General features: G+C 69.8%; 12 protein-coding genes. All 12 read left to right on the top strand.

From position 1 onward, the window contains the following. Positions 1-11 precede the first annotated feature (11 nt). The 12 genes from MQE23_RS09845 (at position 12) to MQE23_RS09790 (ending at position 13,874) form a co-directional block, all read left to right on the top strand. Complete coding sequence (locus tag MQE23_RS09845; RefSeq protein WP_020277494.1) at positions 12-1,475, top strand: pyridoxal-dependent decarboxylase; 1,464 nt, start codon at positions 12-14, stop codon at positions 1,473-1,475. 47 nt (positions 1,476-1,522) lie between these two features. Further along, positions 1,523-2,545, top strand: coding sequence for a DMT family transporter (locus tag MQE23_RS09840; protein WP_020277495.1), 1,023 nt, complete (start codon positions 1,523-1,525; stop codon positions 2,543-2,545). A gap of 235 nt (positions 2,546-2,780) precedes the next feature. Next, positions 2,781-3,386, top strand: a complete 606-nt coding sequence (locus tag MQE23_RS09835; protein ID WP_020277496.1) for an LmbU family transcriptional regulator — start codon at positions 2,781-2,783, stop codon at positions 3,384-3,386. Positions 3,387-3,706: 320 nt separating this feature from the next. After that, on the top strand, positions 3,707-4,042 hold the full coding sequence (gene fdxA, locus MQE23_RS09830; RefSeq protein WP_037674262.1) for a ferredoxin: 336 nt from the start codon (positions 3,707-3,709) through the stop codon (positions 4,040-4,042). A gap of 76 nt (positions 4,043-4,118) precedes the next feature. After that, the gene (gene amrS, locus MQE23_RS09825; RefSeq protein ID WP_020277498.1) at positions 4,119-5,555 is read left to right on the top strand and encodes an AmmeMemoRadiSam system radical SAM enzyme; all 1,437 of its coding nucleotides are present in this window, start codon (positions 4,119-4,121) and stop codon (positions 5,553-5,555) included. A 41-nt stretch (positions 5,556-5,596) separates the two neighbouring features. Continuing rightward, positions 5,597-7,102: a radical SAM protein gene (locus MQE23_RS09820; RefSeq protein WP_243378894.1), complete on the top strand. Its 1,506-nt coding sequence runs from the start codon at positions 5,597-5,599 to the stop codon at positions 7,100-7,102. A 67-nt stretch (positions 7,103-7,169) separates the two neighbouring features. Next, positions 7,170-8,468, top strand: coding sequence for a coproporphyrinogen-III oxidase family protein (locus MQE23_RS09815; RefSeq protein WP_243378893.1), 1,299 nt, complete (start codon positions 7,170-7,172; stop codon positions 8,466-8,468). A 98-nt stretch (positions 8,469-8,566) separates the two neighbouring features. Beyond that, positions 8,567-9,196 (top strand): LysE family transporter, encoded by a 630-nt coding sequence (locus tag MQE23_RS09810; RefSeq protein ID WP_037674250.1) that lies wholly within the window; start codon positions 8,567-8,569, stop codon positions 9,194-9,196. 625 nt (positions 9,197-9,821) lie between these two features. Continuing rightward, a complete protein-coding gene (locus MQE23_RS09805; protein ID WP_020277502.1) occupies positions 9,822-10,508 on the top strand; it encodes a hypothetical protein in 687 nt (228 codons plus the stop codon). 164 nt (positions 10,509-10,672) lie between these two features. Next, the gene (locus tag MQE23_RS09800) at positions 10,673-11,671 is read left to right on the top strand and encodes an acetamidase/formamidase family protein (protein WP_020277503.1); all 999 of its coding nucleotides are present in this window, start codon (positions 10,673-10,675) and stop codon (positions 11,669-11,671) included. A gap of 214 nt (positions 11,672-11,885) precedes the next feature. Next, a complete protein-coding gene (locus MQE23_RS09795; protein WP_037674264.1) occupies positions 11,886-12,248 on the top strand; it encodes a cupin domain-containing protein in 363 nt (120 codons plus the stop codon). Between the two features lie 3 nt (positions 12,249-12,251). Then, positions 12,252-13,874 (top strand): class I tRNA ligase family protein, encoded by a 1,623-nt coding sequence (locus MQE23_RS09790; RefSeq protein ID WP_243378892.1) that lies wholly within the window; start codon positions 12,252-12,254, stop codon positions 13,872-13,874. Position 13,875 lies beyond the last annotated feature (1 nt).

Raw genomic sequence — 13,875 nt, 5'->3', positions numbered from 1 at the left:
AGGCAAGCACGGTGTCCCCGCACGAAGAGACCACCCCCCTCGACCCTCCGGACTGGGAGGAGTTCAAGGCCCTGGGCCGGCGCATCGTCGACGACATGGCCGACTACCTCGCCGGTATCCGCGACCGGCCCGTCTGGCAGCCCGTACCCCCGGACGTCCAGGCCCGGCTCGGCACCGCACTGCCCCGGACCCCCACGCCCGTGCAGGACGTCTACGAAGAGTTCCGTACGACGGTCATGCCCTACCCGCGCGGCAACATCCACCCGCGCTTCTGGGGCTGGGCCAACGGCTCCGGAGTGCCCGTCGCCGCCTACGCCGACCTGCTCGCCTCCGTCGTCAACTGCACGCTCGGCTCGGGCGAGAACGCGGCGATGATGGTCGAGCACCAGGTGCTGGAGTGGCTGAAGGAGGCCATGCGCTGGCCCGCCGACGGCTCCGGCATCCTCACCAGCGGCGCCTCGATGGGGCAGATCATCGCGCTCGCCGCCGCCCGCCGGGCGAAGAGCGGCACGGCGGACATCCGCGGCCTGGGCGCCCTCGCCGACGGCCGGCAGTTCACCGTCTACGGCTCCACGCAGACCCACCACTCGGTGGAGAAGGCCGTCGAACTCCTCGGCATCGGCGGGCAGTACTTCCGGCAGACACCGGTCGACGCCGCCTTCCGGATCGACACCGGGGCCCTGCGCCGGGCCATCCGTGCCGACCGCGACGCCGGGCTCCACCCCCTGTGCCTGGTCGGCAACGCCGGCACGGTCAACACCGGAGCCGTCGATCCCCTCGACGAACTGCTCGCCATCGCCCGGGAGGAGGACCTCTGGTTCCACGTCGACGGCGCGTTCGGCGCCTTCGCACAACTGCTGCCCACCCACCGGACCCTGCTGGCCGGGATGAGCGAGGCCGACTCGCTCGTCTTCGACCTGCACAAGTGGCTGTACATGCCGTTCGACGTCAGCTGCGTGCTGGTCCGCCGGGCCGACGCGCTGGAGAGCACCTTCAGCTCCAGCGCCGACTACATCAGCAGCACGGACCAGGGGCCCGCCGCGTACTCCCTCGCCTTCTCCGACCGGGGCGTCGAGCAGTCCCGGCGGTTCCGGGCGCTGAAGGTGTGGTTCGCCCTCAAGACGCACGGCATCGAGTCCTTCGCCGCGTCGATCGCGGGCAACATCGGCCAGATCGCCCACCTGACCAAACTGGCCGACAGCTCGGACAGGCTGGAGGTCGTCTCCCGCAGCGACCTCAACATCGTGTGCTTCCGCTATGTGCGGCCGGGCGCCACAGCGGACGAGCTGAACCGTCTCAACCAGGCCGTGCTGACCCGGTTGCAGGTCGGGGGACTGGCGATGCCGTCCCATACAGTGATCGACGGGAAGTTCGTCATCCGCGTCGCCAACAACAACCACCGGTCGGAGCTCTCCGACTTCGACTTCCTCGTCGAACAGGTCGTGGCGATCGGCGACGAGCTGATCGCCACGTGAGGGTGACGCCCCGTACGACGCCGGCGGACCGAGGAGGGGAGACGGACATGGACCCGACGCAGCGGCGGCGCCGGTCCGTGCCGGCCCTCGTCGGGCTGTCGGCCGCGCTCCTCGCGACGGCCCTGTGGGGCTTCACCTTCCTGGGCCCCGCCGCCGTCGAGCCCGTCAACATCTACTACCTCGTCCTCGGCCGGTACGCGGTCTTCGGCCTGATGTCGGCCGCCGTACTGCTGGCGCGGCCCGGCAGGCTCCGCACCCTGGGGAAGCGTGACGTCCTCAAGGCGATGCACCTGGGCGTCGTGGGATACATCGGCTTCTACCTGCTGCTGTCGATGTCCGCGTCCGTCGGCGGCGGTGTCCTCGCCTCGGCCATGACCGGTCTGATCCCCGTCATGGTCTCGCTGATCTCCAACGCCGTCGAGAAGGTCTTCGCCTGGCGCAGCGGGCTGCTGCCCATCGCCGTCATCGCCGCCGGGCTGTTCCTGGTGAACGGCGGTACCGCTTCCCTGGGGACGGCGGGCGACGGGCAGGACCGGCTCGCGGGTGCGGCGCTCGGGTTCGCGGCGTGTGTGGCCTGGTCGTACTTCGTCATCGCCAACCGGATCATCCTGCGGCGTGCGGCCCGGGTTCCGGACAACGCCACGTGGACGGCCTGCATCGGTATCGGCGCGTTCCTCGGCTCCCTCGTCCTGCTGCCGCTGGCCGAGTCCGCCGAGGGCACGTCCCCGTTCGCCGACACCGGCACGCTGTGGTCGTTCCTCGCCTGGTGCGCGGCGCTGGCCGTGCTGGGCTCGTGGTGCGCCACGTGGTTCTGGAACATCGCGTCGAAGCGCCTCCCGGCGACGGTCATGGGCCCGATCATCGGGATGGAGGCGGTGTTCGGAGCCTTCTTCTACCTGATCTGGGAACAGCGCCTCCCCACCGCCCAGGAGCTCTGGGGCGGCCTGCTGGTCATCGGCGGCGTCTTCTTCAGCTTCCACGTCTTCGACCGCGCCAGACTCCCCCGGCCGGTCCCGGAGCGCTCTCCGCGCGAGACCCCGACCGGCCTGGGCGGAGGCGAGGGGCGGTAGCGCAGCGGAGGTTCGGAGCCATGAACGGCGAGCGCCCGTAAGCAGACCGGACTCACGGGCTTGGGAAGCCTTGGGTGTGGCGGGTGCGGAGTGTTTCGGCCGCGCTGGCCGACCGTCGCCTTCGGGCCAGACTCGTGGCCGACGGCTCAACGGCCTGGACCGCGGCCGGACCCGGTGTCAGACTCCGTCGCGATCACGGCAACCTGTCCTTCCCCGGAGTGAAGGGGGAACCGGCTTGGGCAACTCGACCGCGCTGCACGGTGTGTCCGAACACCCCGTCATCGGAGCCGCTGTCACCCGGCGCACCAGTCTGGTCCTGCCACCCGGCTTTTCCCTGGCGGAGTGGAAACGCGTCGGAAAACACCTCTTCCTGATAGCGGATTCCTCCTGCTGGTGGCACGGCGACTGGCTCGTGTACGGCCAGGAAAGATATCCCGGCAAGTACCGCCGGGCGATGGAGGAAACCGGTCTCGATTACAAGACCCTGCGCAACTACGCGTGGATCGCCAGACGTTTTCCGGCCTCCGAACGGAATCCCAGACTCAGCTTCCAGCACCACGCCGAAGTGGCCTCCCTGGCCCCTGAGGAACGCCGCAGATGGCTGGACCGAGCCGCCCAGGAGGGCTGGTCCCGCAACCGGCTCCGGCACGAACTGCGCAAGGAGCTTTCCGACTCGTCCGACGTTCGCGAACCACGTCAGGTGCGGCTCCAGTTGCGTACCACCACGGAGCAGGAGTCCGCCTGGACGAGGGCCGCCGAGCGCGACGGCCTCGAACTGGCCGAATGGATCACCGCCAGCCTCGACCGGGCAGCCGGACTCGACGACGAGGCCGGGCCCTGAAGGTCCCCGCCCCCGCCGCCCGGGCCGACTACGGCAGCTTTCGGTCATCCTCGGGCGGCGGCAGGCACCGTCCGGCCCCCTCCCGGAGGCAAGGTCCCCTGGTCGGCAAGGACGGCGAATTCAATAAGGCTTGCCTTACCTTCGAGAAAACCAGTCAGCAGTCTTAATGCGATCTCCTTGACGCGTCCGCAATTCCCCCGCCAGTCTTTGCCGAGCCGCGCCCCGACCAGCCGCGCTGCTCTTGCGAAACCGAAGCCCTCCGCACGTCAGCGCGAACCACCTTCGGGTACTTCACCGTGAGCATGGCAATGGGGGAACTGTTGACCTTCGTAATCGCCCAGCCCTGCGTCGACGTCAAGGACAAGGCCTGTCTGGACGTCTGTCCCGTCGACTGCATCTACGAGGGCTCGCGCACCCTGTACATCCACCCCGACGAATGCATCGACTGCTCGGCCTGCGAACCGGTCTGCCCGGTCGAGGCGATCCACCGCGACACCGAACTCCCCGAGGAGTGGCAGGTGTACGAGCGGGTGAACGCCGAGTTCTTCACCGCCACGACCGACCTGGGCTCACCGGGCGGCGCCACGGAGGTCGGCCCCGTCGCGGCCGACCACGAGCACATCACCGCGCTGCCCCGGTCGGCAGCCCGCACCTGACGCCCCGACGAAACGGTTTCGCTCCGCACCACCGCACGGCACAACTGCCCACCTCCCCCCGACGGAAGGACAGTCCGTGACGCAGACGACCTGGAACCAGGAACCCCATCCAGCCCGGCTCGAGGAACGGCTCGACGACGACGTCGTGCGATGTCACCTCAGTCCGCGCAACTGCCGCATACGCCCCGGACAGCACGGCTTCTGCATGGTGCGCGCCAACCGTGACGGACGCCTGGTCACCCTCAACTACGGGCGTTCGGTGCACGCCACCGAGGAGACCATCGAGACCGAGGCGGTCTTCCACTACGCGCCCGGCGCCCGCATCCTCTCCATGGGCAACGTCGGCTGCATGCTCAACTGCGACTACTGCCACAACTGGAAGACGTCCCAGGCACGTTACGTCGAGGACAAGGACGTCTACCACTACACGCCCGAGGAAGTCGTCGACATCGCCGTCCGGCACGGCATCAAGGTCATCTCCTGGACCTACAACGACCCGGTAGTGTGGCACGAGTTCGTCGTCGAGACCGCCGCCCTCGCCAAGGCCGCCGGCATCGTCAACCTCTACAAGTCCGCGTTCTTCATCAGCGGAGAGGCGATCGAGGAACTCATCCCCGTCATCGACATCTTCTCGGTGTCGATCAAGTCCCTCGACCCGAAGTACTACCGCAAGATCACCAAGGGCTGGCTGGAGCCGGTGCTGGAAGGCACCGAGCAGGTCTACCGGGCCGGAAAGCACGTCGAGGTCTCCACGCTGATGGTCACCGACCTCAGCGACGACGAGAAGACGGCCCGCGAGATGGCCACCTTCGTCGGTGAGCGGCTGGACCCGTCGATCCCCACCCACTTCGTGCGGTTCCACCCCGACTACAAGATGACCGACACCATCCGCACGCCCGTGGACCGCCTGGAACGCGCCCGCAAGGTCGCCATGGACATGGGCCTGAACCACGTCTACCTCGGCAACGTCTACGACACCGAGTCCACCAACACCTGGTGCAGCCAGTGCGGCCTGCTCCAGGTCACCCGGTACGGCCTCAACGCCGACCTGGTCGGGGTGGACGCCGACGGCAACTGCGCATCCTGCGGCACCCGCGCCCCCCTGAAGCTGCTGCCGGACGCCCGGCGCCGCAGCAAGGTCCAGGAGCTGCCCGCCGGCGGCGACCTCGACGTGGCGTCCTTCGACTGGCACGGCGACGTCCGCGCGCTCCACGTGCAGATGCGCAACGAGTCCGACGCGCCGGCCACCGCCTACACCCGCCGCTACGGCGATCCGGCCGCGGACGGCAGCTGGGAGATCGTCGAGCTCAAGCCGCAGGAGAGCTTCCGCTACATCGCGGCCAAGAGCACGCCCGACGAGCTCGGCGTCCAGGTGGCCATCCCGGACCGGTGCACCTCCAGCCTCCACCAGGTCTTCGACCGGGCCCACTTCCCGACCGTGGAGGTGGCCGCCGGGACCCTGAACCAGGACGTGTCGCCGCTGCCCCTCTTCCAGCCCGGCACCCGCCGCTGAGCCCCGGTCCCGGCACCCGGGGAGACAAGGGGAAGAAACACATGAGGCACGGAACCGACTACCGTGTGCTGCCCTTCAGCGACGACACCGCCGCGGTGTTCCTCACCGACAACCACCGGCTGCTGCTGGCCCCGGCCGGCACCGCCGAGCGCCTGGAGTCCGGCGTGGACAGCCTGTTGCCCCCGGAGCGGCAGGCCTGGGAGCGCATGCGGCAGGCCGTGGGCGCCGACGAGGGCGTCAACCGCTCCCGGCTGCGGGAGAGTTCGCTCTCCGACGGGGCCGACTTCGCGGTCAACGTCAACCTCACCAACGTCTGCAACCTCGCCTGCACCTACTGCTTCGCGGAAGGCGGGGACTACGGCCGGATCACCGAGGCCATGGGCGAGCACTCGATCGCCTGGATCTTCGACTTCATCGAGCGCAACGCCGTGCCCGGACAGCGCGTCCGCTTCGAGTTCTTCGGCGGCGAACCGCTGGCGAACTTCGCCGTGATCCAGAGGATCTGCGAGCGCGCCCGGAGCGTCTCCCGGCGGGACGGCACCGAGTTCGTGCACCGCATCTCCACCAACCTCACGCTGATGCCGAAGGGCATCGAGGAGCTGTTCCGCGAGTACCGCTTCATCGTCTCGGTCTCCATCGACGGCGGTCGCGAGGTCCAGGACGCCAACCGGCCCTCCAAGAACGGCATGGGATCCTACGACCGGATCATGCGCAACCTCTGGCGGCTGCGGGAGGCGTGCGGCGACGACATCACGCTGGTGGCGCGGATGACGATCGCCACCGGCGAGCCCAGCCTCAAGGACAGCGTGCACGACCTGTGGCAGCTGGACCTGTTCGACTACTTCCAGATCTACCCGGGCGTGTACCCGGTGGAGAAGGACACGAAGGTCCCCATCGCCCTCACCCTCGGCGACCGCAAGCTCTCCGAGCCGCAGGGCATCCAGTACATCAACCACTTCCTCCAGCCCGGCATCGTCGAGCAGTTCAAGGACTTCCTCCTCCACTACCCGTCCCTCTTCGCACCCGGCAACCGCTTCAAGGGCGTGCTGGAGTACGAGCGGACCGTGCAGATGGTCACCGAGGGAGCCACCGCCCTGGCCTTCTGCTCCGGCGGCCGGACGTACTACACGCACTCACCCGACGGCAGCATCAGCCCCTGCCACCGCCTCGTCGGCGACGAGAGCTTCGACGTCGGCACCGGCTCCGAGGGGATCACCCGGGAGCACCCCGAGTGGCGGCGCACCGTCGACGAGCACCCCGTGTGCGGGGGGTGCTGGGCCCGCTACCTGTGCGGTGGCGGCTGCCGGCAGGAGAACCACGTGGCCTCGGGGGACGTCAACGTCCTCAACGACGAGTCGTGCCAGTACCAGCTGATGCTGGCCGAGGAGGTCATCAAGATGCTGGCCAGGTCCACGGCCGACTACCGGGCACGCTCCCGGGACCGGTACGACGACCTGTTCGTCTCCTGCGGCCGCCCCGTGGTCCCCAACGAGCGGCCCGCCCTGGAACAGCCCACCGGCTACGAGCCCTTCCGGGTGCTCTGCTGACGGTCCCCGCACCGCCCGGTCGTCCCTCCGCCGCCGCACGGCGAGCCTGACAAGGAGCAGCAGCCAGATGGCCGAGAAGATCGTTCGCCGCAACATCCACACCTACCCCTTCAAGTACCGTAAACCGGACTACGAGGAGTACTTCCGGCCCGAGAACGCCGTGCTCTACCTGCACGTGCCGTTCTGCATCACCAAGTGCGGGTTCTGCGACTACACCGTCTACATCAACAAGAACGAGCAGCACTTCGCGCAGTACGTCGACGCCCTGGAGAAGGAGATCCGCGCCTTCGCCGCGAACCGGGTGTTCCCCGCCTTCCGCGTGGACGCCGTCTACTTCGGCGGCGGCACGCCCGGCATCCTCACCGGCGACCAGACGGCCCGGCTGCTCGACGTGTGCCGCGAGTCCTTCGAGTTCAACGAAGGGGCGGAGATCGCCCTGGAGTTCGACCCGTCGACGGTGGACGGGGCCAAGATCGCGCGCATGCGCGACTCCGGCTTCAACCGGCTCAACCTGGGCATCCAGGCGTTCGACGACCGCCTGCTGCAGATCTGCAACCGCTCGCACGACCTGGCCACCGCCGAGCGGGCCTACCGGACCATCGTCGACGGCGGTTTCACCCACACCAACATCGACCTGATCTTCCCGCTGCCCGACCAGTCCCTGGACGACTGGAAGCACAGCGTGGACCGGGCGATCGAGCTGGAACCCGCCTGCATCACCGCCTACGGCCTGGAGATCTGGCCCAAGACCGCGTTCCACTCCCTGATCAAGTCCGGGAAGATGGCGCTGCCGACGCCCGAGGACGAAGAGCGCATGTACGAGTACGCCATCGACGCGCTGGAGGCGGCGGGGTTCAAGCGCCGCAGCTCGACGGGCTACTACCACCCCGACCGCTGCGAGGACTACTCGCGGTTCCTGGAGTACTACTGGCGCACCTGGCCGATGATCGGCTTCGGCGTGTCGTCCAAGAGCGTGATCCACGACCGGCTGTTCGTGAACGTCAAGCCGCTCAAGCAGTACTACGAGCTGGTGGAGGAAGGAAAGGTCCCGCTCGATTTCGCCACGTATCTCACCAAGGAACAGGAGATGCGCCGGGTCATGATCCGTGGCCTGAAAATGTGCGAGATCTACCGTCACGACTTCGAGAACCGCTTCGGAGTCACGATGGAGGACGTCTTCGGCAGCGAACTGGAACAGCTTCTCGACAAGGGCTGGCTGGAAAAGCAGGGGGACGACGTGTATTCGTTGACCCGGGCCGGCCAACTGCTGTCCACGAATGTCTACGAGATGTTCTACGCGCCGGAGGACCTGAGTCCCGCGGAACCCGGTGAGGTACGCTTCGGCATATCCGAACTCGTCGAATGACCTGACCGACGGGTGTGCCGCAAGGAGGCGGGGGAATTGGCGCAAACCCGTTTATCGGGGACCGGGGTGAACGGCGTGGTGCAGCGGGGGAGCAGACGGTGAGCGTGATCCCGGCCTGGAGTGCGGGTCTCGGACTCGGCTTCCTCGTCGCCCTGCCGCTCGGTCCCATCGGACTGCTGTGTGTGCGCAGTGTTCTGCGCAACGGCTTTCTCTGCGGATTCGCCATCGGCCTCGGCGCGGCGGCCATCGACGTGCTGTACGCCGGCCTCGGCCTCGCGGGTGTCGGCAAGCTGCTGGACATCTCCGTGCTGCGGACCGCGCTCGGGCTCGCCGGTGCCGTGGTCATGGCGTATCTGGGTTTCCGCTCGGTGCGTTCGGCCTTCCGGGCGAGGAGCGCGGTCGTCGACACCGAGGGCGAGACGGTGCAGCCGTGGGAGGCCTTCCGTACGGCTCTCACGGCGACGGCGGCCAACCCGGCGACGATCGGCTACTGGGCGGCGGCCTTCGCCGCCGCCACGGCGGCGAACGTCACGGACACGCTCGCGGACTCGCTCGCCATGCTGGTCGGCGTCGGCTCCGGCACGCTGCTGTGGTTCACCACCCTCAGCATCGGGGCCGTGCTGTTCCGCCGCTGGTTCACCGCCCGCATGCTCCAGGGAGTGGACCTCCTGGCAGGCGTGGGCGTCATCTTCTTCGGCGGCGTCCTCGCGTACCAGGCCATCGGCTGACGGAACGGCGAGGCCGTGCCTCCCCGCGCACCACACCTGCCGGGTGTTGGTGACGCGCGGGGAGTACGGCGGTCCGGCGCGGCCCGGTCCCCTCCGGGGCCGGACCGCTCGATGCCGCCCCTGCGACCCCCGTTCGACCCGCCGTGCCCCTGCCCTCGACCCGCCGGTGCCCGGCACGGCCCTGCCGACCCGGCTGCCGCCCCCACAGCATCCTCGCAACCGAACTCGTGGCGGCATGGCTGCTCCACCTCCGGGGCTCACGGCTCCACCCCTGCGGTGTGGCTCGGCTCCGGGGCCTCGTCGTCGACCTGTTGCGGTGTGGCTCGGCTCCGGGGGCCTCGTCGTCGAACCTCTGCGGCCCGGCTTCACCCCTGGGGCCTCGTCGTCGAACCTCTGCGGCCCGGCTTCATCCCGACGGTCTCGTCTCTGCACCCTCGGCGGCCACGCGGCCCCACCGTGGACGCCCCGTTGCTCCACCGCGGTGGCCGGACGGCCCGCCCGGTGCGGGCCCGGGCGTTCGCCCTTCGTTGCCGGCCCGCCCTGTACCGCGCCATCCCGCCCGCCTCTCCACCCCCCTCAGCGAGGTGTTGTGCCCGAGCAGACCGGACGAAGGAGGTCGCCCCGGATGACCGGTACGGCGGAGCGTGTGCACCGGGCCCTGACGGACGTCGAGATGGCGGCGATCACGGCCGCCGTCGACGCGGTGGGCAGTGTCATGGACCTGGTGCCGGCCACCGCACGGGCCCTGTACACCGCACTCGCCCCCGGGGCGGTGGCCACCGCGGAGGCGGACCCCGGCCGCGCGGATCCGCCCCGCGCGCGGTTCGCGATACCGGAGACGCAGTGGCTCGCGATCGCAGAGACCTGCCTCGCCCGGGCCGAGGCGTTCGGGGCCGGGGTGCACGCCGCGCTGGAGCTGCACCGGGTGATGCCCGCCCGCTACCCGGATCCCGAGGTGACCGTGGCGCCCCGCCCCCGCGGGGACCACCGGCCGCCCGTCCACGAGCTGTCCGTGACCAGGGAAGCGGCCGACACGATCGGCGCGGCGTCCCGGCACTGCGAGCGGCTGGCGTCGTACTTCGGCCACGGCTCCCGCGAGCACACCGAGGCCGTCCGCAGCTGGCAGGGCGGCCTGTCGCAGCTGTTCGCCATGTCGTTCGGCGCGCGCACCAGGATCGAGCGCGCCGACGAGCTGTCCCTCACCGTCACGTCCGAGACGACCGGCTTTGTCCACGGCCTCCATTTCCGGCCGCACCCCGGACCCCGTCCCGCCCCCGCTCCGCAGCCGGGCCGCTGGGAGAGTGTTTTCTGACCGGCTGGAACAGATCCCCTTCGCCCCGTCGCGCAATGGCCTGTTTCATATGCGCACCGAACCTGTCAGCAGTGTTCACGGGAAACACTCTTGACTGCGAATTCGACGAAGGTAGCCTTGCTGCGCCTGGAGATGTACGGACCGCCTCCCGAGGGGAGACGTACATGGACACCTTCGAATTCGTGCCGTCGCCCGCTCAGCTCAGCTGGACGTTCGGCGGAGTGAAAGCGATTTCCCGATTACGTCCGGGAACGACGCTGAGACTGTGGACCGAGGACGCCTTCAGCGGTCTGCTCCACAAGAATTCGCACCTGCCCGGCGAGAGAATCCGGCACGGCAGATTCAATCCGCAGACCGGCCCTTTTCACGTCGAAGGGGCGGAACCCGGCGACACCCTGGTCCTGCACATCGCCGGACTGACCCCGGCCCGTGACTGGGGCGTCTCCACCCTCGTCGCCGGATTCGGCGGGCTCACCTCCACCGATCGCACCGCCACTTTGCAGGACCCGCTTCCGGAACGGACCTGGATCTACCAGGTCGACCCGAAGGCCGAAACGATTCGCTTCGAGGCGGCGGCCGGTGAGTTCGCGGTCGACCTGCCCCTGGCCCCGATGCTCGGCACGGTGGGCGTGGCCCCGCAGGGCGCGGAGGTGCGCTCCTCGCTGGCGGCCGGCGCCCACGGCGGCAACCTCGACACCCCCGAGATGCGGGCCGGTGCCACCTGCTACCTCGGGGTCAACGTCGACGGCGCGCTGTTCTCCGTCGGCGACGGTCACTACCGGCAGGGCGAGGGCGAGTCGTGCGGCACCGCCGTCGAGGGCGCCATGAACGTGACCCTCGTCGTCGACCTGATCAAGGGCGCCGCGCCCGCCTGGCCGCGCATCGAGAACGACGAGTACCTCATCACCCTCGGGAGCGCCCGGCCCCTGGAGGACGCCTGGCGCGTCTCGCAGGTGCAGATGGTGAACTGGCTGAGCGAACTCCACGGCCTCGACCGGCTCGACGCCTACCAGTTGCTCTCCCAGATCTCCCGCACCCCGCTGGCGAACGTCGTCGACACCGACTACACCGTCGCCACCAAGGTGCCCAAGGCCCTGCTCCCGGACAGACCCGGGTACGGCGGAGCCCACCGCCGGATGCGGGAGATCGCCGCCCGCCTCTGAGCACCCCGGCCGCGGCACACCGCCCGCGGCGGTCCGGCCACCGCCGTACGGCCCCGCCCGCAGCCCGTGCCCGCCCGGCTGCCATTCCACGGCTCCGGCGTACTCCCGCAGCCGGTCCCGGGCTGCCCCCCGATCGTCCGGGGCCGTACGGCCGCGGCACGCCCACCCCCGACACACCGCGACGCCCACACCGACACCGAGATTGGTGGCCACCATGGAAATGCGCAGCCTCGACCGCGGCACGCTGGGGCCGGAGAACGGCTTCTCGCAGCCACTGCTCCCCTGGTCCGCCCTCAACGCCCCTTTCAAAGGCGCCTGGTGCGTGGTCCACCCGGGGTCCTCGACCACCCGGCACGCCCATCCCGACTACGAGATCTTCATCGCCCTGTCCGGCGAGGCGGTCCTCGAATCCAGGGGCGAGCGTGTGCCCTTCCGCGAGGGGGACATCGTCCACTTCCCGCCGGACACGGATCACCAGGTGCACAACGAGGGGGCGGAGGACTTCCAGATGTACACGGCCTGGTGGACCCCCGAGACCGCCGAGGGATTCCTCGCCCGGCACCGCGGGGAGGCCTGAGCGATGGCAGGGACCTCACCGGGAGGTTCCCGGCCCGCCGTCATCATCGACACCTCACCCACCCCCAACGGCGACCTCCACATCGGGCACCTGGCCGGCCCGTTCATGTCGGCCGACATCCACGCCCGGTACCTGCGCGCCCGCGGCCGTCCCGTCGTCTTCTCCACCGGGACGGACGACAGCCAGACGTACGTCATGGCCGGCGCACGCCGCAGCGGCACCACCCCCGAGGAACTGGCCGCCGTCAACCACGCCGCGATCGGACGGACCCTCCGGGCCGCCGGCATCTCCGTGGACGGCTACGCCCCCTACGACGACGCCTACCGGGCGAACGCCCTGCGCTTCGTCACCGACCTGTACGACGCGGGCAAACTGGAGTTGCGTACCGTCTCCTTCCCCTGCGACGCGCGCACCGGTGAGGTCCTGCTCGAGGGACTGGTCGGCGGCTACTGCCCGGTCTGCGTCACCGAGAGCCGCGGCGGCGTCTGCGAGATGTGCGGCCACCCCAACAACTTCGACGAACTCATCGACCCGTGGTCCACCCTGGACCCGGCCGCACCCGTCACCACACGCGAGCACCAGGTGCTGGTGCTGCCCATGGAGCAGTACCGCAAACGGCTCGCGTCCTTCTACCAGACGCGCGAGTCGGGTCTGCGGCCGCGTACCCTGAAGTTCCTCCGCGAGGCACTGGCCCGGCCGCTGCCCGACTTCCCGGTCACCTACCCCGTCGCCCACGGGCTGCCCTCGCCCTTCCCGGGCACCGAGGGGCAGCGGCTCAACGCGTGGGTGGAGGGCATCCCGGCGGCGATGTACTGCACGGACTTCGCCGCCCGCCGGGTGGCCGACCCGCGCGTCGCCGGCAAGGAGCTCTGGCGCCCCGAACACGACCCGGAGATCATCTACTTCATCGGCTCCGACATCGTCTACTTCTGGGGCCTCACCCACCTGGCCCTGCTGATGGCCCACGACGGCCGGTACGCCCTGCCCGACCACATCGTCTCCAACGAGTTCTACGAACTGGAGGACGACAAGTTCTCCACCACGCGGGGCCACGTCGTCTACATCGACGAAGTGCTCGGCCTCGTCAGCCGCGACGCGTTCCGGTTCCATCTGGCGCTCACCGGACCGGAGCACCAGCGGACCAACTTCAGCCGGGACGCACTGGTGAAGGTCACGCGGGACCGGCTCGTCGGGCCCTGGAACCGGATCGCCGGCGCCCTCGCCCCGGCCGCCGCCGACACCCCCGGCACGCTGCCCGTGTCCGGCCCGGCCCGGCGGCGCGCCCGTGCCGTACTGGACCGGTTCGTCGACGCCTACGAGATCCAGGGCTACAGTCCGTCCACGGCCGCCGACCTCGTGGTGGCACAGCTGGACCGGCTGGGCAGGGCGACGGCCCGGCTCGCCGAACTGCCCGCCCCGGCACGGGCCGAGGCCCTCGGCGACCTCTTCCTGGAACTGCGCGTCCTGATCGCCGGCGCCTCGCCGATCCTCATCGACCTCGCCGAGGAGGCCCGCCGGGCCGGCGGCTGGGACGGCACGCTGGACGAGGCCCTGGCGGACGCCGGCGAGGTCACCGCCTTCCCGGTGCCGTTCCTCGGAGGCGCCGGTGAGCGGTCGGGGGAGTGAG

The sequence above is a fragment of the Streptomyces sp. HP-A2021 genome (assembly GCF_022807935.1).
GTDB lineage: Bacteria > Actinomycetota > Actinomycetes > Streptomycetales > Streptomycetaceae > Streptomyces > Streptomyces afghaniensis.
Note: the sequence above shows the minus strand (reverse complement) of the source record. Positions and strands in the feature narration are given on the sequence as shown.

Excerpts from the sequence above, each read along its gene's own strand:
- MQE23_RS09840 (WP_020277495.1), top strand. The coding sequence starts at position 1,523 with ATGGACCCGACGCAGCGGCGGCGCCGGTCCGTGCCGGCCCTCGTCGGG.
- MQE23_RS09820 (WP_243378894.1), top strand. The coding sequence starts at position 5,597 with ATGAGGCACGGAACCGACTACCGTGTGCTGCCCTTCAGCGACGACACC.
- MQE23_RS09815 (WP_243378893.1), top strand. The coding sequence starts at position 7,170 with ATGGCCGAGAAGATCGTTCGCCGCAACATCCACACCTACCCCTTCAAG.
- MQE23_RS09805 (WP_020277502.1), top strand. The coding sequence starts at position 9,822 with ATGACCGGTACGGCGGAGCGTGTGCACCGGGCCCTGACGGACGTCGAG.
- MQE23_RS09800 (WP_020277503.1), top strand. The coding sequence starts at position 10,673 with ATGGACACCTTCGAATTCGTGCCGTCGCCCGCTCAGCTCAGCTGGACG.
- MQE23_RS09795 (WP_037674264.1), top strand. The coding sequence starts at position 11,886 with ATGGAAATGCGCAGCCTCGACCGCGGCACGCTGGGGCCGGAGAACGGC.
- MQE23_RS09790 (WP_243378892.1), top strand. The coding sequence starts at position 12,252 with ATGGCAGGGACCTCACCGGGAGGTTCCCGGCCCGCCGTCATCATCGAC.